Annotated in this window: 24 protein-coding genes, 1 tRNA gene and 1 pseudogene; 11 read left to right on the top strand and 15 right to left on the bottom strand. The window is 70.0% G+C overall.

Going from position 1 to position 24,087, the window contains the following annotated elements; translation table 11 throughout:
* Nucleotides 1-14: 14 nt before the first annotated feature.
* On the bottom strand, nt 15-2,681 hold the full coding sequence (topA, locus tag ABD823_RS12275; RefSeq protein WP_344858915.1) for a type I DNA topoisomerase: 2,667 nt from the start codon (nt 2,679-2,681) through the stop codon (nt 15-17).
* 158 nt (nt 2,682-2,839) lie between these two features.
* On the opposite strand from topA, the gene ABD823_RS12270 reads away from it, so the two are divergent.
* Nucleotides 2,840-3,025: a DUF5703 family protein gene (locus ABD823_RS12270; protein WP_344858943.1), complete on the top strand. Its 186-nt coding sequence runs from the start codon at nt 2,840-2,842 to the stop codon at nt 3,023-3,025.
* A gap of 201 nt (nt 3,026-3,226) precedes the next feature.
* On the opposite strand, the gene ABD823_RS12265 is transcribed toward ABD823_RS12270, so the two are convergent.
* The 3 genes from ABD823_RS12265 to ABD823_RS12255 all read right to left on the bottom strand — a co-directional run bounded on the left by ABD823_RS12265 (nt 3,227) and on the right by ABD823_RS12255 (nt 6,833).
* Nucleotides 3,227-4,543 carry a chaplin family protein gene (locus ABD823_RS12265; RefSeq protein WP_344858913.1) on the bottom strand — a complete coding sequence of 439 codons (1,317 nt, stop codon included), beginning with the start codon at nt 4,541-4,543 and terminating at the stop codon, nt 3,227-3,229.
* 234 nt (nt 4,544-4,777) lie between these two features.
* Nucleotides 4,778-5,311 carry a hypothetical protein gene (locus ABD823_RS12260; RefSeq protein WP_344858911.1) on the bottom strand — a complete coding sequence of 178 codons (534 nt, stop codon included), beginning with the start codon at nt 5,309-5,311 and terminating at the stop codon, nt 4,778-4,780.
* 214 nt (nt 5,312-5,525) lie between these two features.
* Nucleotides 5,526-6,833, bottom strand: coding sequence for a M20/M25/M40 family metallo-hydrolase (locus ABD823_RS12255; protein WP_344858909.1), 1,308 nt, complete (start codon nt 6,831-6,833; stop codon nt 5,526-5,528).
* 166 nt (nt 6,834-6,999) lie between these two features.
* On the opposite strand from ABD823_RS12255, the gene ABD823_RS12250 reads away from it, so the two are divergent.
* Nucleotides 7,000-7,084, top strand: a tRNA-Leu gene (locus ABD823_RS12250).
* A 99-nt stretch (nt 7,085-7,183) separates the two neighbouring features.
* Here ABD823_RS12250 and ABD823_RS12245 read toward each other — a convergent pair.
* The 5 genes and pseudogenes from ABD823_RS12245 to ABD823_RS12230 all read right to left on the bottom strand — a co-directional run bounded on the left by ABD823_RS12245 (nt 7,184) and on the right by ABD823_RS12230 (nt 9,685).
* Nucleotides 7,184-8,020 carry a tyrosine-type recombinase/integrase gene (locus ABD823_RS12245; RefSeq protein ID WP_344858907.1) on the bottom strand — a complete coding sequence of 279 codons (837 nt, stop codon included), beginning with the start codon at nt 8,018-8,020 and terminating at the stop codon, nt 7,184-7,186.
* Nucleotides 8,021-8,037: 17 nt separating this feature from the next.
* The gene (locus ABD823_RS12240) at nt 8,038-8,454 is read right to left on the bottom strand and encodes a hypothetical protein (RefSeq protein WP_344858905.1); all 417 of its coding nucleotides are present in this window, start codon (nt 8,452-8,454) and stop codon (nt 8,038-8,040) included.
* A gap of 48 nt (nt 8,455-8,502) precedes the next feature.
* Entirely contained in the window at nt 8,503-8,730 is a 228-nt protein-coding gene (locus ABD823_RS34615; RefSeq protein WP_425566599.1) for an integrase core domain-containing protein, read from the bottom strand.
* A pseudogene (locus ABD823_RS12235) lies at nt 8,658-9,284 on the bottom strand (IS3 family transposase); the annotation flags it as partial. The pseudogene ABD823_RS12235 and the gene ABD823_RS34615, both read right to left, overlap by 73 nt.
* Nucleotides 9,285-9,376: 92 nt before the next feature.
* Nucleotides 9,377-9,685: a transposase gene (locus tag ABD823_RS12230; protein ID WP_425566598.1), complete on the bottom strand. Its 309-nt coding sequence runs from the start codon at nt 9,683-9,685 to the stop codon at nt 9,377-9,379.
* A gap of 312 nt (nt 9,686-9,997) precedes the next feature.
* Between ABD823_RS12230 and ABD823_RS12225 the strand changes: the two genes are divergently transcribed.
* Genes ABD823_RS12225 through ABD823_RS12210 form a run of 4 tightly spaced genes read left to right on the top strand, consistent with a single transcriptional unit; the run spans nt 9,998 to nt 11,578 of the window.
* Complete coding sequence (locus tag ABD823_RS12225) at nt 9,998-10,222, top strand: hypothetical protein (RefSeq protein ID WP_344858903.1); 225 nt, start codon at nt 9,998-10,000, stop codon at nt 10,220-10,222.
* A 43-nt stretch (nt 10,223-10,265) separates the two neighbouring features.
* Nucleotides 10,266-10,718: a DUF6879 family protein gene (locus ABD823_RS12220; RefSeq protein WP_344858901.1), complete on the top strand. Its 453-nt coding sequence runs from the start codon at nt 10,266-10,268 to the stop codon at nt 10,716-10,718.
* A 6-nt stretch (nt 10,719-10,724) separates the two neighbouring features.
* Entirely contained in the window at nt 10,725-11,453 is a 729-nt protein-coding gene (locus tag ABD823_RS12215) for a helix-turn-helix domain-containing protein (RefSeq protein WP_344858899.1), read from the top strand.
* Entirely contained in the window at nt 11,405-11,578 is a 174-nt protein-coding gene (locus ABD823_RS12210) for a hypothetical protein (protein ID WP_344858898.1), read from the top strand. The genes ABD823_RS12215 and ABD823_RS12210 overlap by 49 nt, the downstream gene beginning before the upstream one ends.
* Before the next feature lie 66 nt (nt 11,579-11,644).
* Here ABD823_RS12210 and ABD823_RS12205 read toward each other — a convergent pair whose 3' ends face one another.
* Together ABD823_RS12205 and ABD823_RS12200 are read right to left on the bottom strand one after the other, a co-directional pair.
* Nucleotides 11,645-12,382, bottom strand: coding sequence for a hypothetical protein (locus ABD823_RS12205; protein ID WP_344858896.1), 738 nt, complete (start codon nt 12,380-12,382; stop codon nt 11,645-11,647).
* 485 nt (nt 12,383-12,867) lie between these two features.
* Entirely contained in the window at nt 12,868-14,148 is a 1,281-nt protein-coding gene (locus tag ABD823_RS12200) for an MFS transporter (protein ID WP_344858894.1), read from the bottom strand.
* A gap of 110 nt (nt 14,149-14,258) precedes the next feature.
* On the opposite strand from ABD823_RS12200, the gene ABD823_RS12195 reads away from it, so the two are divergent.
* Both ABD823_RS12195 and ABD823_RS12190 read left to right on the top strand, forming a co-directional pair.
* Nucleotides 14,259-14,780 (top strand): ArsR/SmtB family transcription factor, encoded by a 522-nt coding sequence (locus ABD823_RS12195; protein WP_344858892.1) that lies wholly within the window; start codon nt 14,259-14,261, stop codon nt 14,778-14,780.
* A 111-nt stretch (nt 14,781-14,891) separates the two neighbouring features.
* Nucleotides 14,892-15,347: a hypothetical protein gene (locus ABD823_RS12190; RefSeq protein ID WP_344858890.1), complete on the top strand. Its 456-nt coding sequence runs from the start codon at nt 14,892-14,894 to the stop codon at nt 15,345-15,347.
* Between the two features lie 226 nt (nt 15,348-15,573).
* On the opposite strand, the gene ABD823_RS12185 is transcribed toward ABD823_RS12190, so the two are convergent.
* Nucleotides 15,574-15,705 (bottom strand): hypothetical protein, encoded by a 132-nt coding sequence (locus ABD823_RS12185; RefSeq protein ID WP_344858888.1) that lies wholly within the window; start codon nt 15,703-15,705, stop codon nt 15,574-15,576.
* 192 nt (nt 15,706-15,897) lie between these two features.
* Complete coding sequence (locus tag ABD823_RS12180; RefSeq protein WP_344858886.1) at nt 15,898-16,737, bottom strand: nuclear transport factor 2 family protein; 840 nt, start codon at nt 16,735-16,737, stop codon at nt 15,898-15,900.
* A 93-nt stretch (nt 16,738-16,830) separates the two neighbouring features.
* On the opposite strand from ABD823_RS12180, the gene ABD823_RS12175 reads away from it, so the two are divergent.
* Entirely contained in the window at nt 16,831-19,041 is a 2,211-nt protein-coding gene (locus ABD823_RS12175; protein WP_344858884.1) for an ATP-binding protein, read from the top strand.
* A 777-nt stretch (nt 19,042-19,818) separates the two neighbouring features.
* Here the strand turns inward: ABD823_RS12175 and ABD823_RS12170 are convergent.
* The gene (locus ABD823_RS12170) at nt 19,819-20,244 is read right to left on the bottom strand and encodes a hypothetical protein (protein WP_344858882.1); all 426 of its coding nucleotides are present in this window, start codon (nt 20,242-20,244) and stop codon (nt 19,819-19,821) included.
* A gap of 53 nt (nt 20,245-20,297) precedes the next feature.
* On the opposite strand from ABD823_RS12170, the gene ABD823_RS12165 reads away from it, so the two are divergent.
* Nucleotides 20,298-21,242, top strand: a complete 945-nt coding sequence (locus ABD823_RS12165) for a restriction system modified-DNA reader domain-containing protein (protein ID WP_344858880.1) — start codon at nt 20,298-20,300, stop codon at nt 21,240-21,242.
* Nucleotides 21,243-21,479: 237 nt separating this feature from the next.
* On the opposite strand, the gene ABD823_RS12160 is transcribed toward ABD823_RS12165, so the two are convergent.
* Complete coding sequence (locus ABD823_RS12160; protein ID WP_344858878.1) at nt 21,480-22,595, bottom strand: FAD-dependent oxidoreductase; 1,116 nt, start codon at nt 22,593-22,595, stop codon at nt 21,480-21,482.
* A gap of 26 nt (nt 22,596-22,621) precedes the next feature.
* Between ABD823_RS12160 and ABD823_RS12155 the strand changes: the two genes are divergently transcribed.
* Nucleotides 22,622-23,170: a TetR-like C-terminal domain-containing protein gene (locus tag ABD823_RS12155; RefSeq protein WP_344858876.1), complete on the top strand. Its 549-nt coding sequence runs from the start codon at nt 22,622-22,624 to the stop codon at nt 23,168-23,170.
* Nucleotides 23,171-24,087: the final 917 nt, after the last annotated feature.

The raw sequence follows: 24,087 nt of genomic DNA, 5'->3' as shown, positions 1-24,087 counted from the left end.
CGCTGAGAGGACTCTCAGCTCTTGCTCTTGGCCTTCGCCTTGGTGGTCCGGGTGGTGGTGCGCTTGGGCGCCGGGCCCCGGGCGCGCCGGTCGGCCAGCAGCTCGGCCGCGCGCTCGGTGGTGATCTGCTCGACGTCGTCGTCCTTGCGCAGGGAGGCGTTGGTCTCGCCGTCGGTCACGTACGGCCCGAAGCGGCCCTCCTTGACCACGATCGGCTTGCCCGAGACCGGGTCGTTGCCCAGCTCGCGCAGCGGCGGCGCGGCGGCCCGGCGGCCCCGGGTCTTGGGCTGCGCGAACAGCTCCTTGGCCTGCTCGATCGTGACCGTGAACAGGTCGTCCTCGGAGGCCAGCGAGCGCGACTCGGTGCCCTTCTTGATGTAGGGGCCGAACCGGCCGTTCTGCGCCGTGACCTCGACCCCGTCGATCTCCCCCACGACCCGGGGCAGGGAGAGCAGCCGCAGCGCGTCCTCGAGCGTGACCGTGTCCAGCGTCATCGTCTTGAACAGCGACTCGATCCGCGGCTTCGGCGCGTCGGCCTTCTTGGTGCGCTTCTTCGCCCCCTCGGCCGGCGCGGGCTCCTCCGGGAGGATCTCCGTGACGTACGGGCCGAACCGGCCGTCCTTGGCCACGATCATGTGCCCGGTGACCGGGTCGCGGCCCAGCTCCCGCTCCCCGCTCGGCCGGGAGAACAGCTCCTCGGCCTTCTCGGCGGTCAGCTCGTCGGGCGCCAGGTCCTCCGGGATGTTCACCCGGGCGCCGTCACGGTCGAGGTAGGGACCGTAGCGGCCCACCCGGATCATGATGTCGGTGCCCTTGATCGGGAACGAGCTGATCTCCTTGGCGTCGATCTCCCCGATGTCGGTGACCAGCTCCTTCAGCCCCTCCTCGTCACCGCCGTCGCCGAAGTAGAAGCGGCGCAGCTCCGGCACCCGCTCCGCCCGGTCGTTGGCGATGTCGTCGAGGACCTTCTCCATCTCGGCGGTGAAGTCGTAGTCGACGAGGTGGCCGAAGTGCCGCTCCAGCAGGTTGACCACGGCGAACGCCAGGAAGGACGGGACCAGCGCGGTGCCCTTCTTGAACACGTAGCCGCGGTCGAGGATCGTCCCGATGATCGACGCGTAGGTCGACGGCCGGCCGATCTCCCGGTCCTCCAGCTCCTTGATGAGCGAGGCCTCGGTGTAGCGCGCGGGCGGCTTGGTCGCGTGCCCCAGCGTGGCGAGCTCGCTCGCGGTGAGCCGGTCGCCCTCGGTCAGGTTGGGCAGGCGCTTCTCCGCGTCGTCGCGGTCGGTGGCCGGGTCGTCGGCGCCCTCGACGTAGGCCCGCAGGAAGCCGTGGAAGGTGATCGTCCGGCCCGATGCGCTGAACTCGACCCGCTCGCCCGCGGCGGACGCGCCGCCCACCTTGACGGTGACCGACTCGCCGACCGCGTCCTTCATCTGGGAGGCGACGGTCCGCTGCCAGATCAGCTCGTACAGCCGGAACATGTCGCCGGTCAGGCCGGTCTCGCCCGGCGTGCGGAACTCCTCGCCGGAGGGGCGGATCGCCTCGTGCGCCTCCTGGGCGTTCTTCACCTTGCTGGCGTAGACGCGCGGCCTGTCCGGCACGTACGCGGCGCCGTACAGCTTGATGGCCTGGCTGCGGGCGGCGGCGACGGCGGTCTCCGACAGCGTGATGCTGTCGGTCCGCATGTAGGTGATGAAGCCGTTCTCGTACAGCCGCTGGGCGATCTGCATGGTGGTCTTCGCCGAGAAGCCGAGCTTCCGGCTGGCCTCCTGCTGCAGCGTCGTCGTCCGGAACGGCGCGTACGGCTTGCGGGTGTACGGCTTGCGCTCGACGGAGACGACCGTGTAGGCCGTGCCGGCCAGCCGCCCCGCCAGCGCCCGGGCGGCCTCCTCGTCCAGGTGGAGCACGTCGGCGGTCTTGAGCGTGCCGTTGCTCGCGAAGTCGCGGCCCTGGGCGACGCGCCGGCCGTCCACCCCGGTCAGCACGGCGGTGAACTCGCGGGGGCTCTCGTCGCGCCCGGTGTCGAACCGGGCCTGCAGGTCCCAGTAGCTCGCGCTGGTGAACGCCAGGCGCTCGCGCTCGCGCTCCACGACCAGCCGGGTCGCCACGGACTGCACCCGGCCCGCGGACAACCGGGGCTTGACCTTCTTCCACAGCACCGGGCTGACCTCGTAGCCGTAGAGGCGGTCGAGGATGCGCCGGGTCTCCTGGGCGTCGACCAGCCGCATGTTCAGCTCGCGCGGGTTGGCCACCGCCTCCTGGATCGCCCGGGGGGTGATCTCGTGGAAGACCATGCGGTGGACCGGGACCTTGGGCTTGAGGACCTCGCGCAGATGCCAGGCGATCGCCTCGCCCTCGCGGTCCTCGTCGGTGGCGAGGTAGAGCTCGTCGGCGTCCTTCAGCAGCTGCTTGAGTTTGCTGACCTGGGCCTTCTTGTCGGCGTTGACGACGTAGAGTGGTTCGAACCCATGGTCGACGTCGACGCCGAGGCGGGCCCAGGGCTTGCCCTTGGCCTTCTCGGGGATGTCGTCGGCCTTCTCGGGGAGGTCGCGGATATGCCCGATGCTGGACTCCACGACGTAGCCGCGCCCGAGGTACCCGGCGATGGTCTTCGCCTTGGAAGGCGACTCGACGATCACCAGGCGGGTTCCGCCGGCGTTGCCGTTCTTGGCTGGCACGCTGCTTCCTACCTCGCTGTTCGCATTCGTTCCCCGTTCGCTCCCCCTCGGGCTACCCGATCCTGGTCGGGAGCACTCCCGGGGGAAGCCGCAAGGACGCACAATAAATGCCGATGAGCACCGACGTCCCTCAGCCCACCTTTCGGAGACTAACCGCTGTGCTGGACTACTCCTACTTGGTTCTTCATCTTCCGCGTGGCACCTCCAGGAACGCGGCCCGGCAGATCCTGACCGAGCACGCAGAATACGGCGGCTGGGAGCTCGACCGCCTGCGACTGTATCCCGACGGCCGCCGGGACGTCCGACTGCGCCGGAAGATCATACGCGCGACCAAGACGATGTGACCTCGGACACGCTGTCCGGATCCGGACATGGCTTTGCCCGCCCCGGGCCACGCCCCCGGAACGGGCAAAGCGTCTGTGCCGCTCCCGGCGGAACCGGGAGGGCGCCCCGCGCCGGGCGGCGCGGCGAGCGGTACGGCCGCCGCTCACCCCGCCCGGCACGGAGCCCGGCCGTCGGGCCGGGTCGGTGGAGTCTCCGCCGTCCTAGCCGCGGACCCGGCGGGTGCGGACCCGGCGGGTGGCCGCGAACAGCGTGGCGGAGGCGGCCGCCATCCCTCCGAGCACCAGGGCCAGCAGCGAGCCGGAGGTCATCCCGGTCACGCCCGCGGGACGGGCGGCGCTCATCAGACCGATGTCACCGACGGGCACGGCCCTGGTCAGGCCGGCCGCGGGGAGCGAGGAACCGGCGGACCGGGCGGGCGCCTCGGAGAGCCCGGGGACGCTGCCGGCGGCGGGCGCCGCGGACGGGGCGCTCTGGCTGTTCAGCGCCGGGACGACGGGCAGCGCCGGGAGCAGGCCCGAGGAGCGCTTGCCGTGGTGCTTGCCCGACGGGCCGTGGCCCTTGCCGTGGTGCGAGCCGCCGACGTTCGCGCCGCCGAGGCATCCCGCGGCGGCGTCGCCCAGGACGGCCACCGCGTTGCCGCAGACGTTGACCGCCGCGGTGATCGGCGCGACGACCTGGTTGCCGCTCAGGATGCCGCCGTCGCCGCTGGTGCGGTTGCCGCCCGCACCGCCCTTGCCCGACTGCTTGACCGACGCGCCGCCCTTGCAGCCGGCGAACGCCTGGCCCAGCACGGCCCCGACGGAGTTGCCGCACACGTTCACCGGAGCGGTGATCGGCGCGACGACCTGGTTGCCGCCGAGGACGCTGCCGTCGCCGCTGGTGCGGTTGCCGCCCGCACCGGAGCCGCGGCCGTGCCCGCTGTGGTAGCCGTGGCCGGGCTTGCTGCCGCCCCCGGTCACCTCGGCGCCGCCCTTGCAGCCGGCGAACGCCTGGCCCAGCACGGCCCCGACGGAGTTGCCGCACACGTTCACCGGAGCGGTGATCGGCGCGACGACCTGGTTGCCGCCGAGGACGCTGCCGTCGCCGCTGGTGCGGTTGCCGCCCGCACCGCCCTTGCCCGACTGCTTGACCGACGCGCCGCCCTTGCAGCCCGCCTTGGCGCGGCCGACGACCGCGACCGCGTTGCCGCACACGTTCACCGGAGCGGTGATCGGCGCGACGACCTGGTTGCCGCCGAGGACGCTGCCGTCGCCGCTGGTGCGGTTGCCGCCCGCACCGCCCTTGCCCGACTGCTCGACGGACGCGCCGCCCTCGGAGCGGGCCGCCGACCCTCCGACGACGGAGACGGCGTTGCCGCTGATGTCGACCGGCAGGGTGATGGGGAGGTTGAGCTGGTTGCCGCCGAGGACGCTGCCGTCGCCCGAGGTCTCGTCGGCGAGGGCCGTGCCGCTGCCGAGGGCCATGACGCCCAGCGCGAGAAGGGCCGCAGGGCTCGTCCTCTTAACCCACGTACGCATGCTTTCAAGCTCCTTGTGGTTCATATAGGGGGTACCTGACATCCCGTGCGTGGCATGCGGAGGCGGACGAGGTCCCGGTGGGGACCCGCACAGCGGACACCCACGCAGCCGTCACGAGAACTGGAATCGCTCATCACCCGTTGTGCGGAACGGCTCCCCGCCCAGGGGGACCACGGCGCGTTCCGCCGACCGACGCGTCCATATGGGGAGACAAGGCCGGTCCGCGCGACGGGATCAGTCGGGAGAGAAAGAAGGGTCGTCCGCCGCTGTGCGGACGACGGGAGGGAGCACGCACGCGAGCGGTGCCCGCTGTGCCCGCAGGCGCGGGTCGAAGACGAACCGCGCGATGTCCCCCACCCCCGGTCCGAAGAGACCGGATCCACCGTTGCTCTGCGGAACGAAACCGTTCGCGCCGGCGTGGTCGACGGTGGAACGCGCCGGGGATCCCGGAGACGACTGGCTGGTGAGCCCGTCGACGCCTCGCCCGGCCATTGCTTCGGCGTTTCCTGTCGCCGACAGATGACCGCTTTCCGTGGGGAAGTCACCGGCCGGGGAGGCCGGTCCGGAAGCGGCCGCACCGAGGGCGCCGGAGCCCGCCGTCTCCGCTGCCGCCTCCGACACCACCTCTGTCACCGCGGCGGTGTCCGCGGCCGCCGGAGCGGCGCCGAGGAGCCCGAACACGACGGCGAGCAGCCAGCCGACGGCGAACAGGCCGCCGACCGCGAGGACCCGCCGGACGGTCGACCGGGCACCCGTCGCGGACCGCACCGCCCGGGCACCCCGGACGGCGGTCGCGTCATCGGAGGAGGGACCCACGGGCGCGCACGGGACGGCGGGCGGGAGAACCTCCCGCAGACCGTCCGGCGTGCGCGCCACGTGACCTCCCCAGCTCCTGGCAAGGCTGTGTGAACACAGCCCCCCTTCAACGGAGAGTTACGCTAGCACTACGTCGAGTCAGTGCAATGGTTTTTCGGAGAACGCCTCAGCAGCCGTCCAGGAAACGGTCAAGGACCCGCACGCCGAACCGGAGCGAGTCCGTCGGCACCCGCTCGTCCACCCCGTGGAACATCCCGGAGAAGTCCAGGTCCGCGGGGAGCCTGAGCGGCGCGAACCCGAAGCCCCGCATGCCCAGCCGGCTGAACGCCTTCAGGTCGGTGCCGCCCGACAGCGTGTACGGCACCGCCAGCGCCCCCGGGTCCTCGGCGGCCAGCGCGTCGGCCATCGCGCGCACCAGAGGACCGTCGAACCCGGTCTCCAGCGCGATGTCGTGGTAGACGAACTCCCTGGTCACGTTGGGGCCGAGCAGCTCGTCGATCGTGGCGAAGAACTCGTCCTCGTAGCCGGGCAGGAACCGGCCGTCCACGTGCGCGACCGCGCTCTGCGGGATGACGTTGGCCTTGTAGCCGCCCGCCAGCATGGTCGGGTTGGCGGTGTTGCGGAGCGTGGCGCCGATCATCCGGGCCAGCGGCCCGAGCTTGGCCACGGTCGCCTCCGCGTCGTCGGCGTCCAGCTCCAGCTCCAGCGCCTCGGAGACCTCGGCCAGGAAGGTCTTGACGGTCTGCGTCAGCCGTACCGGCCACTCGTAGCGGCCGATCCTGGCCACCGCGTCGGCCAGCTCGGTGACGGCGTTCTCGTCGTTGAGCATGGAGCCGTGCCCGGCCCGGCCCCGGGCGGTCAGCCGCATCCAGGCGATGCCCTTCTCGGCCGTCTCGATCAGATAGAGCCTGCGGGCCTCGTCGAGGGAGACGCTGAACCCGCCGACCTCGCCGATCGCCTCGGTGCAGCCCTCGAACAGGTCCGCGTGCTTGTCGGTCAGCCACTGCGCGCCGTACGAGCCGCCGGCCTCCTCGTCGGCGGTGAAGGCCAGCACGACGTCCCGCGGCGGGCGGCGGCCCTCGCTGAGCCGCTGCCGGACGACCGCGAGGATCATCGCGTCCATGTCCTTCATGTCGACCGCGCCGCGCCCCCAGACGCAGCCGTCGGCGATCTCCCCGCTGAGCGGGTGGTGGGTCCAGTCGTCGGCGTTGAAGGGGACGACGTCGAGGTGCCCGTGGAGCAGCAGCGCGTCCCGCGAGGGGTCCTCCCCCGCGACGCGGGCGACCACGTTCGCCCGGCGGCTGTCGGACTCCAGGATCCGCGGCTCCAGGCCGACCTCGGCCAGCTTCTCCGCGACGTACTCGGCGGCGGCCCGCTCACCCGGTCCCGCGTTGTCGCCGGCGTTGGTCGAGTCGATCCGGATCAGGTCGCGGCACAGCTCGACGACCTCGTCCTCACCATTGAGCGCGGTCATGTCGACTCCTTCGGTTCAGTACGGCTTGCGCCTCCCATCCTGCCGTCGCCGCGGCGGCGCCGGTATCCCCCCTCGGACCTCGACGGTTTCCGATATGACGCACGCTCAAAGGTTTGCTAACCTAGGTCCGCCGACGAGGGACGACGGTCTCGCGTGCAGGCACCACGTCCGGGTGGCGGAATGGCAGACGCGCTAGCTTGAGGTGCTAGTGCCCTTTGCGGGGCGTGGGGGTTCAAGTCCCCCCTCGGACACCCAGGAGGCCCCGAGTTTGTGCAGGTCACAGGCTCGGGGCTTTTGTGTTTTCGCCACCAGAACGAGCCGTGATACTGCTCTGATACTTCCGGCCTTGATCAGCCGTTGCCGCCCATGATGGCGGCGAACCTCTCGACCGCTTCACGCTGGATCGTCGGGAGGCAGTGCGAGTAGATGTCGAGCGTGATGCTCACCGTCGAGTGCCCGAGGCGCTCGCTCACGATCTTCGGGTTCACGCCGGCAATCAACATGATCGTGGCGTGCGTGTGGCGGAGGTCGTGGAGCCGGATGTCGGGCGGCGGCTCGATCCCCTGCTTGGCCAGTTCCCTACGGCAGCGGGCGAGATGCTCCTTGAACGTGCGGCTGAACCGCTCAGGGTGCCGCCACACGCCCTCATGGTCACCGAACACGAGAGCGTCGCCCTGGGCAAGCTTGAGGGCCAGGCCCCCGCGCTCCTTCTTGTGCTGACGGAGGAGTGCCACCGTCGCGGGGTCGAGGTCGATCACGCGGGCTTTGCAGCTCTTCGTGGTGCCCTCCTGGATCTTCTTCCCCTCCCCCTTGATCCTGATCAGCCCGACCGACCGTCGAACGCTCATCTTGCCCTTGTCGAGGTCGAGGTCCCGCCAGCGGAGCGCGAGGAGTTCACCGCGCCTGATGCCCGTGTAGGCCAGCACGAGCCACGCACTATGGAGGGCGCTGTTCTCCCGTGACCAGTCGAGGAAGGTCCGGAGCTGCTCGTCGTTCCACGGGTGCATCTCGGGGGCTTTGGCCTCCTTCGCGGTCGGCGGCTTGGCCTTGTCAGCGGGGTTCTTGGCGAGAAGGGCGGGCTCGGCATCGACTGCGGCCTGAAGCGCCGACCGCAGGATGGTGTGGATGTAACGGACCGTACGCGCGGACAGACCCTCGCCGATCAGCTCTCCCTTGCCGTTGCGCATGCCCTCCTTCTCCAACATCACGTACAGCGCCGTGATCTTCGCGGAGGTGAGGAAGCCAGGGGGATGCTGCCGATGTACGGCTTGAGGTGCAGCCGGATGTTCTTCTTGTACGAGGCGACGGTGCTGTCAGCCTTGCGCAGGCCGTTCACCCAGTCGTCGAGATAGCCGCCCGTGGTCTGCTTGGACGGCTCGATGAACTCGCCCTTGTCCACCTTTGACAGGGCCTCACGCACGGCCTTCTGTGCCGCCGCCCTCGTGGTCCACGGCCTGCCCTCGTCGTCCCGACGACGGAGCACGGGCTTCTTGGTCCCGTCCGGCTGAGGAACCATGAACTTGATTCCGAACTGCGTCTTGCCGTTGGCAAGCTTGTATTCGAAGACGCCACCCTCGCCGGGGGACCTCCGCCGGGGCTTCTTCTCGTCTTTACTGCTCACTCGTTCTCTGAGCTTGCTCCGCTTTGGCGGACACCTTCGGTGTGGTGATCAGGCCGCGACAGCGGCCTCGTAGGCGGCAGGGCTAACGTAGCCCAGACTGCTGTGCAGTCGATGCAGGTTGTACCAGCCCTCGATGAACTCGAAGACCGCGCTGCGGGCAGCGGCCCGGCTGGGCCAGGCCCGATCACCGAGCAGTTCGCCCTTCAGCGTGGCGAAGAACGACTCGGCCAGGGCGTTGTCCCAGCATTGACCGGTCCGGCCGGCCGACAGCCGCACCCCGAGCCGCTCGGCCAGCTCGGCGAACGCCCCACTGGTGTACTGAGCTGACAGCCGCGGTCCGAGTGGAAGATCACTTCTTGGGCGGGGCGGCGTCGTCGGCAGGCCGCTTGCAGGGCGTCGGCGACCAGCTCGGTGCGCAGGCGATCGGCGGTGGCCCAGCCCACCACGCGACGTGAGGCGATATCGATGACCGTGGCCAGATACAGCCAGCCCTCCTCGGTCGGCAGGTAGGTGATGTCCCCGCACCAGCGGGTATCGAGCGCGGCCGCATCCGGGGTGAAGTCCCGGCCGATGAGGTCGGGACGCAGCGCGGCGCACGGATCGGCGACGGTGGTCTGCTGCCGGCGGCGCCGGTGGCGGCCCTGCAGCCCGGCCGCGCGCATCAACCGGGCCACCCGGCGCCGGTCGCAGCCGGTCCCTTCCCGTTGCAGGACCGCATGGATGCGCGGAGCGCCGTAGGCGCCCCGCGAGTGCCGATGGACCTCGGCGATGCGCTCGGCCAGGTGCGCATCGCGCACCGCCCGGGGACCGGGCGCGCCCTGACGGCGGGCGTAGAAGGCGGATCAGGAGACCTCCAGCAGCTCACACGCCCGTTTGACGTTGTGGCCGCCCTGCTTTTCCGCCTCGATGAAGGGATGCACCTTCACCGGGTCTCCTTCGCGAAGAAAGCCGTGGCCCGCTTGAGGATGTCGACGTCCTCGCGCAGGCGGCGGTTCTCCCGCCGCAGCACGGCCAACTCCTCGCGCTCACTGCTGGTCAGCCCGTCACGTCGGCCGGTGTCGACCTCGGCCTGGCGGATCCAGTCGACCGCGGTCTCGGTCAGGTCGAAGTCCTTGGCCACCTGGCCGATCGAACGGTCTCCGCGCCGGCACAGCTCGACGATCTCCGCCTTGAACTCACGCGTGAACGAGCGGCGAGGACGCGGTTTCTTCTTCCCCATGTGCTCCATCATGGACATCCTTTCGGGGGCGAGCCCCTGATCTCGGATGTCCGTCAAACCGGATCAAGCCCAGTCGAACTCCAGGAGCATCGGGGCCGACGTGGCGTTGCGCTCGCGTTCCAGATGAGAACCATGTTCGGAGGGCATGACCGCGACGGTAAGAACGCGTGATACCGCACCTTAACGAGGTTGCTCGTCTTTGACAGAGGGCGAAGTGTGGGGGCCGATCTAGAAGACGCATGGCAATCTCTGGCAAACATCTTGAGTCCGGTCATCCAGCATGCAAACTCAAGCACAGCACGTCCAACCCCGTAGGAGGACCTTATGGCACTGCGATTCCTCGGTAAGGACCCCGACAGCCCCGACGGTGACTCGCCCACTGTCTGGGAGGACGGTGACGACTACATCCTCCAAGGCTTCGTCACCACCGAGCCAGCCGTCCTCGATCAGGTCGGCGACCTGCCAAAGGGGGAAACGGTGATCCGCTTCCCCAAGCGCATGATGCAGTTCTTCCCGGAGGTAGCCGGTGCCAGCCGGACGGACGCTTGAGCAACTCCTCGCCGACTGCCAGCACACCGCCGTACATCTTGAGATGCGTGACGTGTACGCCCTGAACGATCCCAAATTCGATGCGTGGAAGGCCGGCCATCGCATCGACCTCAACGACCGTTCCTCATGGTGGCGTCCGTGGCTCCAGAACATCGTGGACGCGGTTACTCGCGGTGTGGAAGTACGACGGGCGCGGATCGTCTCCGAGCCGGTCAGCAACTACATCCGGTACGAGTACGACATCACCGTGCCCAATCTCCGGGCCGGCGAGCAGGTTCGCTGGCTCCCCCGTCGTAGGGCGACCGACCTGGCCTTGCCCGGCAACGACTTCTGGTTGTTCGACGGCGCTACCCTGCTCATTCACCATTTCAGCGGCGAGGGCGACAAGGTGGACAGCGAAATCATCACCGACCAGGCGGTGACCAAGCTGTGTGCTGAGGCGTTCGAGGCCGTCTGGCAACGCGCCGTTCCTCACGAGGACTATCGGCCCGTCTGACCATCCATGAGCACGTTTCCCTCGTCCAGCGCCCAACGGGCGCTCGAAGTGATGGGCGCTCGTCTCCGGAGCATCCGACGCGAGGCCAGCCTGTCCGGTCGCGATCTCGCGCGGCTGGCAGGTTGGCACTCGTCGAAGGTAAGCCGTATCGAGCATGCCCAGCGCACCCCTTCCCCCGCCGATATCCGCGCCTGGTGCCGCCACTGCGGAGTGCCGGAACAAGCACCTGACCTGGTGGCCTCCCTTGAGGCGATCGAGGGGATGTTCGTCGAGTGGCGGCACATGGAACGTACTGGGCTGAAGAAGGCTCAGGAGGCGGTCGTGCCTCGATGGGAGCGGACACGCCACTTCCGCATTTACTCTTCCAAGCTCATTCCCGGACCGCTGCAAACCCGTGCCTACATCGCCGCCATCCTGTCGGCACTCATGCGGCGTCGCGGTCTCCGAGACGATGTCGAGGCAGCGGTTCAGGTGCGGGTGGACAAGCAGCACGTCATCCACGAGGGCGACCATCGATTCGCCGTGGTTCTGGAGGAGAGCGTCCTACGCGCGCCAATCGGAGGGGCTGACGTTATGGCAGGGCAACTCGGCCGCCTCCTCACCGTGAGCGCCCTGCCCTCGATATCGCTCGGCATCATCCCCTCGACGCTGACCGGTCCACCATGTGGCCTGTGGAGGGGTTCTTCATGTTCGACGACGCCGAGGTCACCGTCGAACTTGTCTCCGGCCACCTGACGGTCACACAGCCCCACGAGGTCGCCTTGTACGCGGGGGCGTTCGCCGAACTGGCCGCCCTGGCGGTGTATGGCAAAGCCGCCCGTGTTTTGATCACCAAGGCGATCCAAGCCGTGGATGGCTAACGACGAAGGACCTATTGGGAAAGTCTCTGGCGGCGCCACAGTTGTGCGGGGGCCTTCCCGATATCCCTATTGCGGTCGCATCAAGTCGATGTCCTCGCCCCATGCGTCCAGCACCGTGCCGTGCCCGGCGCGCCGGGCCGCTGCCTCGACATCGGCGAAGAGGCGTCGTTGCAGGGGCACGTCGCCCGTTCGTGAGATGCGGTCCACGGCGTCCAGCAACATGCCGGTGTCCCAATCGGGCAGCGGGTATCGGGTGAGTTCCCATTCGAGGTACTTGTTGTAGGGGCGGGGGCGTCGGTCCATTGCGAAGAGCAGCTCCAGCAGAAACCGGATGCTGTCGGCGGCGTCGAGGCGGGCGGCGAGTGAATGTCCGTCACGGTCGTTCTTGACGGAGCGGTAGAGGGAGTTGGCATAGGCGTCGAGCCATTCACCGGAGTCCTTGAATGCTTCATCGGCGTCCAGCCGTGCCTTGGCGGCCAGAATTTGGGCGATGCCTCCGTCGAGCCGATCGAGCGCGATCCTGGCGCGGGCGAGGGCGTAGCGCTCGAAGCCGGGCATTCCGGCCGCGCGAAAGTCGGCGAGGGAGATGATGACGAGGTCGAGTTCGGGGGTGCGGTGGCCCGTAAACCGAGTGAGATCCGATGTCGCGCCGTCGGCGAGGACGACGTACAGGTCATAGTCCGAGTGCTCGGTGATCATGTCGTCGTGGGCGTGGGAGCCCTTGAGGACGAGTCCGACGACGGCAGGGTCGGCGGCGGCGAGTTCAACGAATGCTTGGTAAGTGAGGGGCTGCTGAGCGGGCATCATGTGACCTCGGTGGGACGGCTACGCCTGTCAGGGCGGCCCCACCTGTCGGGGTCACCCGCACCGTTGCGGCGGCATCTGGCCTCCGCCCCGGAAGATCAACGCACGGCTGGACTCTATCGCCCGAGCCGTCGAAGAGGCAGCGAATCCGAGGGCGAGCACCGCCTGTCCTGATTCTTGGCGTGATACTGCCGCCTATGTATCCGGGTGTTCTTGGATGCACAAGCCAAAGATCGAAAACCGCTTTGGACCAGCTCACGGCAAGTTTCTAGGTATCCGGATGCCCCCCGTTGTCCCCCGGGTGCCGAGAGTTCAAGTCCCCCCTCGGACACATCTTCACCGATTGAAGAGCTCGCTCTCCGGAGCGGGCTCTTCTGCGTTGTTCCGGCTTGTCGTGCGGGTCCCTGTCCCGCACGCGGTGGTCCGCGGAGCATTCGTGTTCGTGATCCGCTGAAACCGGATCCCCATGGTCACCCGGTGCGCGCTCAGGCATGACCGGCCTCGCGTTCGGCGGTGTCCATGTCGTCGTCGGTGACGGTCCTCATGCCCGCGATGAGGAGGAGGATCAGCACGGCCATGGTGGCGAACACCGCGCGGAGCCCGAAGACCGAGGCCAGCAGGCCGCCGGCCGCGGCGCCGAGCGGGCGGGTGCCCCAGGCGACGAGCCGGTAGCCGCTGTTGAGCCGGCCGAGCAGCCGGTCGGGGGTGATCCGCTGCCGCAGGGAGACCGTGACCACGTTCCACAGGACGATCCCGGCGCCTCCGATGAAGAATCCCGCACCGGTCGGGAGAGGGTGAGTCGTCGCCGCCGGCACGCCGACCAGCAGTGCACCGCATGCGAAGGCCGTCACCAGGGAGCGCGCCCGGCCGAGCAGTCGCTCGATCCGTTCGGCGGCCAGCGATCCGCACAGGCTCCCGGCGGCGATGGCGGTCAGCAGCAGGCCGAAGGCAGGCTCCGGCAGCCTCATCGCGGACTCCGGCCCGACCGCGTACAGGACGAAGACGGCCAGTACCGCGTTGGTGGCGAAGTTGAACACGCCGACCATGACCGCGAGGGTGCGCAGCAACCTGTGGCGCCACAGGAAACGCAGTCCTTCGGCGATGTCGGCGCGCAGGCTGGTGCCTCCCTCCCGATCGATCCGGAACGACCCGCGCACCAGCAGGAGCGGGGCCACCGCGAGGATCCACATGATCGCGGGAGCGGTGAAGGCGACGGCGACGCCCGCGGCCATGAGAAGACCCGCGAGAGGCGGGCCGATGAACTCGTTCGCGGTCAGCTCGGCCGCGTACAGCCGTCCGTTGGCGCGTGACAGCCGGTCGCGGTGCACGATCTGGGGAAGGATCGACTGCGCTGCGGTGTCGTAGATCGTTTCTGCGGTGCCGAGGCAGAACGCGACGGCGTACAGCGCCCAGATCGAACCGGTGCCGAGCACGACGAGCAGCACGAGCCCGGCGAGCAGCGCGACGCGCGCCGCGTTGGCGGTGAGCATCACCTTCCGGCGGTCGAGCCGGTCGGCCATGGCGCCGGCGTGCAGCGCGAACAGCAGCCAGGGAATCGTCAGCGCGATGGTCAGACCCGCGATCAGCGCAGGGGAGCGGGTGACCTGCACGGCCATCAGCGGCAGCGCGATGCGGACGATGCCGTCGGCGAGGTTGGACAAGCTGCTGGACACCCACAGTTTCCCGTAGGAGGCGCCCAGGGATGATCGTCGTGTTGGAGAGGCGTGCGCGCGAGTGGAGTTCATCACGAATGGAGCTTCTTCCATCGATGGATAAAAATCGATCGATGTATTCCAGTCCACCAGTAGATACGATGACGGCCGTGGGCGAACAGGTCGGTGCCGGACAGGGACAGCAGCCGGACGACTCTCCGCGAGTGCAACGCAGACGTCGCGCGGCGACGGTCCGCGAGGCCAAGGCCCTGGCCCACCCCCTGCGCGTGCGCATCCTGCGCCTGTGCGCGCAGCAGGAGCTGACGAACAAACAACTCGCCGACCGGATCGGCCGCGATCCGGGTACGGTGCTCTACCACGTACGGCAACTCGCCGAGGCGGGATTCCTGGAGTCGGCGCCGATCCGCACCGGCGCCGGCGGCGCGCTGGAGAAGCCCTACCGGTCGACCGGGCTGTCATGGTGGCTGAGCACCCCGGTGGATGCCGCAGACCCACAGGCCGCACTCGCTCCGATCGAGGCGTTCCAGAACGAGCTTCGCGAGGCGGGCCCGGAGTCCGTCCAGACGTTCGCCCGGTTCATGCTGCACCTGTCACCCGAGGACGCCACTGCGCTGGAACGCCGCATCCTCGCGATCCTCGACGAGTACATCGCCACGGACGGCGAACGCCTCGGCGAACCGGCCTACGGCGGCATCGTCGTCCTCCACCGGCTCGCCGCCCAGTGAGACGCTCAGGCCGGGCCTCGCTCTCCGTCGCAGCTCCGCCAAGCGCCTGATCCACCATCCTACTTTCAAAAACAAGCTTATTTTTGAAAGTAGGCGAGCTACGATGAGCGCATGGCCGTTTCCGATGAGCGGACCCGCCTTGTGGTGGAGGATCTTGCCGACCTGCTCTCCCTCGCCCAGCACCGGGCCTCGGACCGCGCCCTGCACGCCGCCGTCCGGCGCATGACCCAGCGGCACGACCAGGGACCGCATCCCTCCGCGGTCCGCCTGGCGACAGCGGCCGAACTCCTCGATGTGACCCTCCCCACCGTCCGCGCGTGGATTCGCCACGGCGTCCTGGAAGCGGTGCCCGGGCGGGGTGTCGCTCGGGTCTCCGCCACCTCGCTGGCCAGAGCACTGGTCGTGCTGCGCGAAATGGAGGAGGGCGAGGCCGGCCACCGCCGCCTGGCGAGAGTCATCGACGCCCTCCGCGATCGGGACCTCCTGCAGCGAGCTCAGGACACCATGTCCGACACCGCTGATTTCGTGGAGTACTCCGAGGACGACCTGGAGGAGTTGCTCCGCTGATGAGCCGACGCGCTCGCCGCGCCGGAGAAGTCTCCCGACCGGCCCGGTTCCGCATCATCGTGGCCAAGCACGTCGATGTCGCCGTACGGGACACCCGGACACCACGGCGTGTCAGGGATGCCTTCGTGCACGTCCATCGCGACGCGGCGCAACGGGGATGCGCGGCCGGCGCGCCGACCGAGGCGTGCACGGTCTGGGTGTCCAGGACCACCGCGGTGGGGTCCTCTCACCGTCCGGCCTTCTCCCGGACCTGGCAGCGCAGCAGGTCATGGATGGTCTGGCCGGTGCCGTCGTCGCGCCAGGCGGCGAAGTAGCAGTACACCGCGGTGTGCGGCGGCAGGCCATACTGACTGGACACCGACGATCATCAGGGGTCGCGTCTGTCATCTCCGCGTTGGGGCGCCCTTACTCGGTCACTCGACCCAGGGGTGCAGTCTCACCGTCCGAGAACGCAACGGCCTTGGCCTCTGTGTTCGCCATGACCATTGAGGACCGTCGCGCAACGTCGCCTCAACCGGTACACGGACGGTGCCCGAGTCCTTCGGTGGCCCTACGCCACCGCCGCGGCCAGGCGGGTCAACGACCCGTCGAGCTCGTCGGCGGAGATGACCGGCAGGCGAGGCACCACTGCCGGGTGGGTGACCGCCGTCCAGTCGTAGGTCTGGGTCACCTCGGTGTGACCGTCGTCGATCGGGATGAGCTTCCAGGTGAAGCGGTCACCGGCCGGGCGCTGACCCGGTTGGCCGGGGGCCCAGGCGATGACCCGGTTCTCGGTGAAAGCCACGACGTGGTTCTCGATCAGATAGTCGCCGATCTCATCGTTGTGCATAGCCATGACGAAGGTGTCGCCGACGGCGTCGACCAGGTGGGAGGTTCTGGCCTGCCGCAGGAGGCCGGTGGCGTCGAGTTCGGGGTGGCGGCGGGGGTCGCGGAGCACCGCGAAGATTCGTTCGGCCGGGGCGTCCAGCACCCGGGAGACGGTGGTGTGGGTCGGGCCGTCCATGGTGACCGGGTCGGGGTAGAACCGAGCCCATGCGATCCGTCCGTCGCGGGTGGTGAGCACCACCGGGCCGCGCAGCACCACCGTCGCCCCGGTCGGGGCGGTACCTCGCATCTCCCACTCCGACCACAGCTCGTCGCCGTTCTGGGCGTGGCGCAGGATCTCGGCCTGCAGGTCGGGCAGCCCGGCCAAAATCTTCGTCCAGTTCGCGGCGACCCGGTCGGAACCGATGAACCCCTCGGCCGGTCGCAGCGGTCGTTCGGCCACGTAGTCCTCGGTGAAGCAGCCGGCGATCCGCTCCGGGACGTGGGAGTTGATCGCCTCGCGCAGAGCGTGGAGGGCCTGGGGCAGCATGCCGTCGATCTCCTGATGTCTGGTTCGTTCTGACACCCTCGAGCATGAAGATCGGTGGTGCTGCCCGGCAACCGGACAACGCCCGGACAACGCCCGGACACCGCCGCCCTGGTGAGCATAATTCAGCTCATGAACGATTCGTCGAGACCAGCGCGGAAGACGAGCAGCTTCGCGGCCATGCTGCGCGACCTGCGGGAAGCCAGGTCGCTGACCCAGCAGGAGCTGGCCGCCGCCGCCGGACTGTCCGTCGACGCGGTCAGCGCGTTAGAACGCGGGCGGCGGACCCAGCCGCAGCCGCGCACCGTGCGGTCGCTGGCCTCGGCGCTGCAGCTCCGCGACGCCGACCGCATAGCGTTGCTGTCCGCCCTGGGCCGGGCCGGGGACGGGGCCCTCGAAATGCCGCCCCGTACGTTGACGCCCCACCGGCCGTCGCCTCCTGCCGTCCCGGTGTTCGGGCGGGACGACGAGGTCGCCGAGATCGTCGCCGCCCTGCGCACCACGCGGGGCCGGCTGGTGACGCTCACCGGCCCGGGCGGGGTGGGCAAGACCACCATCGCGCTGGTGGTTGCGAATATGGTGGCCGCCGATCACCCGGGCGGCGTGTACTTCGCCGACCTGACCAATGTCACCGACCCCGACGACGTCGTCGCCGTCATGGCCCGCGCCGCGGGATCTCACGCCGACACGGTGACCGGCCTCGGCGCGCACCTCGCCGGGGCGCCGGTCCTGCTCGTGCTCGACAACCTGGAGCGCGTGACGGCCTGCGGCCCGCAACTGGTCGAGCTGCTGGCGGCATCCCCCGACGCGGTGATCCTGGCCACCAGCCGCGTCCCGCTGCGGGTGCGCCGGGAACGTGAAGTGCGCATCGCCCCGCTCGGCCCGGCGGCGGCCGTGCGGCTCTTCGACGAACGGCTGGCCGCCGCCGGCGTGCCACCGTCCCCCGGGAGCGAGGACGACGGTGCCGTCGCGCAGCTGTGCCGACGGGCCGACGGGCTACCACTGGCCATCGAGCTCCTGGCCGCCGGGGCCGCCCGACTCGGGCCACGGGCACTGCTCAAGTGGGTCGATCAGCTGCCGGATCTGCCGGTGGCCGGCCCGCGGGACCTGCCGGCGCGGCAACGCACCATGGCGGCCACCGTCGAGTGGAGCTGCCGGATACTCGGCCCCGCGGCCCGGCGACTGCTCCCCCGGCTCGCCATGGTCCCGGGCAGCTTCTCCCTCAACACCGTCGACGCGATCGCTGCGCCGGACGCGACGGGTGCGGCGGGTGCGGCGGGTGCGCTCGCCGAGCTGATCGAGCACTCACTGGTCACCCGCAGCGACGACGCGGGGCCGGCCGGGCGGTTCCGGCTGCTGGAGCCGGTCCGCCGGTACGCGCTGAAAACACTCGAACCGGCCGACCGGACACAGGTCCGTCGGAGTGTGGCTCGATGGGCCCTGCGGGCGGCGCGCGAACAGGGTGCGCGGATCCGGGGCCACGGCGACATGACGGCGGTCGAGCAGATCGAGGTCGATCGCCACGTGCTGCGGCTCGGCTTCGACCAGCTCGTCGACGACTACCGGCACGACGACGCCGCCGAGCTGCTGTGGTCGGTGTGGCTGCCGCTGTGGATGACCGGGCACACCCACGAAGGCCTCGCCTGGACCGACCGCCTGCACGAGGACGCCCTGAGCGAGCGGGCCAGGGCCCGCTGGCTGGTGGCGCGCGCCGGGTTCAACCGCGTCGCCGCGGACCTGTTCGTCACCGCTGAGCGGGCGATGCGGCTGGCCGAGCGGATCGACGACGCCTCGCTTGCCGCGGAGGCGGCGATCTTCGCGTCGGCGGCGGCGCTGCGCCTGGAGGACTTCGACGGTTCGGAGGCTCTGCTGGCCAGGGCAGAGGCCCACGTGAAGACGCGCCTCGACGTTGAACGCGACGTGTGGGCGGCCGTGCACGTGCCCATCGGCCGTGGTGACGGCGCGCTGCTGCGCGGTGACCGGTCCGCGGCGGCGCGGCACTGGCGGGCGGCCGCGGCCACGGCGCAGGAGCTGGGCAGCGGGTTCTCGGTGGCCGCGGTCCTTGCGGAGTGCGCGCAGGCCGCCCGCGGCGAAGGACGCCTGGACGACGCGGCCGTGATGCTCGCCGTCGCTGGCGAGCTGGTCCCCCGGAGGGACGGTCACCGGCCGGGGGCACACCTGGCGGGCGTGGCCGCGGCCGTGGCGGCCGACCTCGGTGACGTGGTGTCGGCGCAGTGGTGGGAGGGCGTGGCGGGGTCCGCAGCCCCGTTGGACACCGATGAGCTCGGCGAGCGGTTCCGGGAGCTTGTCCGACGTGCCGACACCGTCTCCGGGCGGGACTGAGCTCGGCCGCCGGCTCGCCGCAAGGCGGCGCGTCACGGTCGTCAGCGGCGGCCGGCGGCTGGTTCACCGACATGGCGCCCGCGAAGAACGCCGTGCTGCAGGAGGGCCGGATGGACCGGCGCCCGATGTCCACCCGCTTCGACGGCGAGCACGTCATCTGGTCCGACGGCACACCCGAGCGGGTGGACACGGTCATCTTCGCCACCGGCTACCGGCCGGACCACTCCATCACCGCGGAGCTACGACTCGACCCGGACCCCGTTCTCGGGACCACTCGCCCGCTCGCTCCCCTGATCGACTCCAACGATCACTCCTGTGGCACCGTCCGCCCCCGCGGTGTGGACGAGCCGGCCCACCCCGGACCCGGCTACCACGCCATCGGCATGAAGAGCTACGGTCGCTCCCCCACCTTCCTGCTGGCCACCGGACACCCCCGCCAGGCTCATGGCCGCCACCGCCCACCACCTCGACCGGCATCCCGACCCCGCCGACGCGGTGCCGGCGGCGGCCGAGCTGGGCGTCGACCCGGCAGCGGCCGTCAAGCTGGCAGCCCTCGCCGGTCAGTACGAGCGCGGTGACGGGCGCTCAAGCCCGTCACCGCGCTTCGGCTTCCGCCGCTATTTCGGTTTGCAGCGGTTAGTCAATGAACAGCTTCAGCGTGAATCCCATGGCCTCGGCCAGCCATCCCTCTCCGTTCACACAGCCAGCAGCCTCGGACCCACCCGGACCTTTAACGCCCGAGGGTGGAAGCGGCGTGGCTACACGGCTCCTCGCAGATCACGGTACACACGACACGCTCCCTGGCAGGAATCCAAGCATCGATCTGCCCGCTTCTGTCGCCAAGCGAGCTTGGTAAATGTTGAGTCGATGAACGACCGCGGGGCTCGGCTCACCCCCGTCGACCTCCTCAAGAGCTACCTCCTCGCCAACGTCGGCGAGGGGCAGGAGAAGCTGAACGACCGCTGGCGGAGAATGCTGGCCGAACTCACGAGCACACGAGACGACCATGGCGCCACCAGTCGTTTCGTCAAGGCCGCACTCCAAGCCCGGTACGCCCGCGTGGACGGCGGTCACGACGACATGGGCGAGATCGGCAGAGCGCTCAACCTCTGGGTACGCCGGAACGAGAACTATCTGGGGCTGACCAGGACCGATCGTTTCCACTCCTTTGTCGATCACCTCCTCGAACTCGCCACCCTTCACCGAACCTTCTTGCACGCCAGCGGGAGTGCCGTACCGCCGCCGGGGTCAGCCGAGTGCTGGGCCGTCAAGTGGCGCGGGAGGAGTACGACGCCGTCGTCCTGGACGGTTTCGGGCTACGAGGAACGAATCGGCATCAGGTCAAGTACCTGCTGGCTCGCCTCACGGCGTTCGTGCAGGAAGGCTGTGGGCGCAGGGGTGACGTCGCCGAATACCTGAGCGACACCAGGCCCTACCAGATCGAACACCTCTTCGCGAACAAGCCGGCCCGCCACAGCGCCGAAGCGCCCGACCCGGTCCGCTTCCGTTCCCTCCGCAATCAACTCGGCGGGCTCGTGCTGCTCCTCGACAAGGACAACGCCAGCCTGGGCGCCATGCCATTCGAGGAGAAGGTCAAAAGGTACGGCCGGCAGGACGTGCTGGTAGGAGTGCTCAACCGGGAATACCACTCGAATTTCCCCCGGCTGCACGAGTTCACCAAGGCGAACGGGCTGGAGTCCCTCCTGCGGCCGTTTCGCCCCAACACCCCCATGGCCGAGGTCATCAAGGTAAGGCAGGAGTTGTACCTGCGGCTGTGCTCGCGGATCTGGTCCCTGGAGCGGATGGGTATCCGGAAAGAGGACCTTCCCGAACACAGGGATCCCTTCATGACCGTGCCGTCACCCCTCGCGCCGCCTGCGCGCGCACGGCCCAGGACCGATGTGGCGCGCATGGTTTCGGCGGGGGTCGTCGAACCGGGCTCGCGCATCGTCCTCACCCACAAAGGAACGGACCACTGGGCCGAGATCGACGCCAACGGCCGCATCGCCTTGAAAGGCACCGGCGCGCTCTACAGCAAGGCGGACGATGCCGGTTGCATCATCCGCAACACCAGGACCTGTGACGGTATGAAGCTCTGGCACCTGGTCAGCGAGGACGGCACCAGGACTCCCCTGCGTGAATTGCGCGATCGATCAATCGTGTCAGGAGTCCTGAGAAGCCGCCGTAGTCGAGTGCCGTGACCGAAATCAGCCACGTCACCACTTGCCGTGGAGCGGCGCTGGAGTCAGGCGCTCCTGCCGTTCCTGATATCTGATGCTGAATGTCGATCGCGTGCGGCATCCTGAGGGAGTGCTCGTTCAGCTGGTTCGGCTCCCCCCTCGGACACGTCTTCACCGATGAAGGGCTCGCTCTCCGGCCCGGGCTCTTCTGCGATGTCCGCCTCCCACGTCCCCGTCCGGCGCGGGCCGGGGGAGACCTCACCCTCCGAGGTCGCCGCCCCGGCCGGTCGGGCCTTGCGAGAGATACCCGCTCGACCTGCGGATCCACCAGGAGTACAGGGCGCTCACGAGGCCGTCGGGCATCGGCCTGCCCGGCCGGTTGGTGATCTCGGCGCCGGCCAGCCTGGCGGGCAGGCGCAGTTGCCCGGCCCGGGTCTTCTCGTAGCCGCGCAGGTCATCCAGCGAGCGGGTCAGCAGCCAGGCGTCCTCCACCGCCTGGTTGGTGCCGGGGGCCAGGCTGGGCGGCATCGTGTGGGCCGAATCCCCCAGCAGCGTGGCCGGCCCCCTCCCCCAGACCCGCGGCACCTTGTGGCGCCAGTGCGGGAACGCCTCCATCCCGGTCACCGCCGACAGCACCTCGGGCACCAGGCCCCTCCAGCCGCCGAAGACCTCCTTGAGCCGGCCGACCGGGTCGGCCTCGTCCAGCCAGAGCGGCCGGCCCGGAGCCGTCCGCACCTCGAACCAGCACAGCACCCGGCCGGGGCCCGCCGGAGACAGGCCGCACATCCCCTCCTTTCCGGTGATGACCAGGGAGCGTCCGGTGCCGACCAGTTCCCGGGGCGCGTCGGCGAAGGTCTGCCAGGTGACCCACTCGGTGCGCTCGGCCGGGTCCCCGCCCCACAGTGCTCGCCGTACCACCGAGTTGCGGCCGTCCGCGCCGACCAGGACGTCACCGCGGACGGTGCGCCCGTCGGCCAGCGTGACCTCCGCCCGCTCGGGGGCGACCGCCACGACCTCGCTCCCGTACCGGACGGGCACCCCCTCGGCCAGGCGTTCCGCCAGGGCCCGGCGTGCGACGTGCACGCTGGGCGCGCCGTACCTGCGCTCGGCGCGGGTCAGGTCGACGGCCACCGACCGCCTGCCCTCCGGCGTCCACCCTTCCAGCCGGGTCAGGCGGCTGCCCAGTCCGGACGGGTCGGCGCCGAGCTCGCGCAGGATGCGGACCGTGCCCGGCCACAGCGTCACCGAGCCGCCCGAGGTGCGCAGTCCCGGTGCCCGCTCCAGGACCCGCACCTCGTGCCCGGCGGCGGTGAGCGAGCGCGCCGCCGCCAGCCCACCCGGTCCCGCGCCTATGATGACTATTCTGATACCCACAGTATCTGATACTAGGAGTCTCACTTATGGCGCGCAAGCCCGATCCCGAAGTCGACCTCCGCATCAAACAGGCGGCCGCCACCTTGATCTTCACCAAGGGCCTGGACTTCACCATGGACGAGGTGGCGCAGGTCGCCTCCGTGGGCAGGGCGAGCGTGTTCCGCCGCTACGCCGGCAAGCGGGACCTCCTGCTCGACGCGCTCGGCTCGGCGATGGACGCTCAGGTGACGATGCCCGACACCGGGTCGTTCGCGGGCGACCTGCGCGTGGTCGTCTCCGAGACGCTGGATGCGTGGCAGGCGTCCGCGCCGGTGGTCAGGCAGATATACGGCGAAGCCGGGCGCGATCCCGCCGTGGCCGAGATCATGCGCTCGGCGATGCGGTCGCGGATGGAGCGCTCATGGGGCATCTACGAGCGGGCGCTCGCGCGGGGCGAGGTGCGGGCGGACGCGGATCTGTGGCTGCTGAGCGACATGCTCGTCGGGCTCGTCGTCTACCGCGGGCTCCTGGAGAAGCCGCCGCCCTCCGCCGACGAGGTCGTCGAGGCGCTGCTGCACGGCTTCGCGCCGCGCTGAGCCGCCCGGCGGGAGGCCGCGCCACTGCCGGGGCCGCGCCGAACCCGCCGGGATCGCCCCGGCGCGTCCCGCTCCGCGCCGGACCCCAGAGGGGCGCAGTCCGGCGAGGAGGATCCCGACCATGCGCCGGGCCTCGTACCGCGGGTCCTTGCCCGCGCCGATGCAGAGGTTGCCGACGCCGCGCATCGACTCGAGGGCCTCGACGTCGGGGCGGATCCCGCCCGCCTACGCGGCCGCGGCGAGCAGTTCGGCGCAGACGGGCACGAGGCGGTCGATGAAGCAGGCGTGCAGGGTCACGAAGGCGGCGCCGTCGGACTGCAGCGCCTCGCGAAGCCTCCGTTCCCGGCCTCGCGGGACGCCCCGACCACGACCGCGTCGCCGCAGCCGGCCACTCCTGGGGCGCCCAGACGGCGAGCATGCCGCTGGGCGCGCGGGTCCTCGACGCCGCAGGCGTCCCCGGCGAGGACATGTCCGACCCGCGGATCAAGGCCGGTGTACTGCTCGCCGTACCGGGCGCGGGCGGCGCCGACCTGACGCCGTTCGCCGCCGAGCACTTCCCTTTCATGAACCCGGACTTCACGGAGACGACCACGCCGGCCCTGGTGGTCGCGGGAGACGAGGACCGGTCCGCCCGGACCGTCCGGGGGCCGGAGTGGCTCACCGACGCCTGCTTCCTGAGCCCCGGGCCCAAGAGCCTGCTCACCCTGTTCGGGGCGGAGCACTCACCGGGCGGGATCTTTGGCCACACCGTCACGGAGACGACGGACGAGAGCCCCGAACGGGTCGCCCTCCTCAGCGGCTCACGTGGGCGTTCCTCCGCAGTGCGCTCGCCCCGAGGACACCGCCTGGTCCGAGGCGAGCGCCGGGCCCGCGAAGGGCACCGATCCCCTCGGCCGCATCGCATCCAGGTGACGCTC

Origin of the sequence: Planomonospora alba, assembly GCF_039534085.1 — a bacterium.
Classification (GTDB): domain Bacteria; phylum Actinomycetota; class Actinomycetes; order Streptosporangiales; family Streptosporangiaceae; genus Planomonospora_B; species Planomonospora_B alba.
Note: the sequence above shows the minus strand (reverse complement) of the source record. Positions and strands in the feature narration are given on the sequence as shown.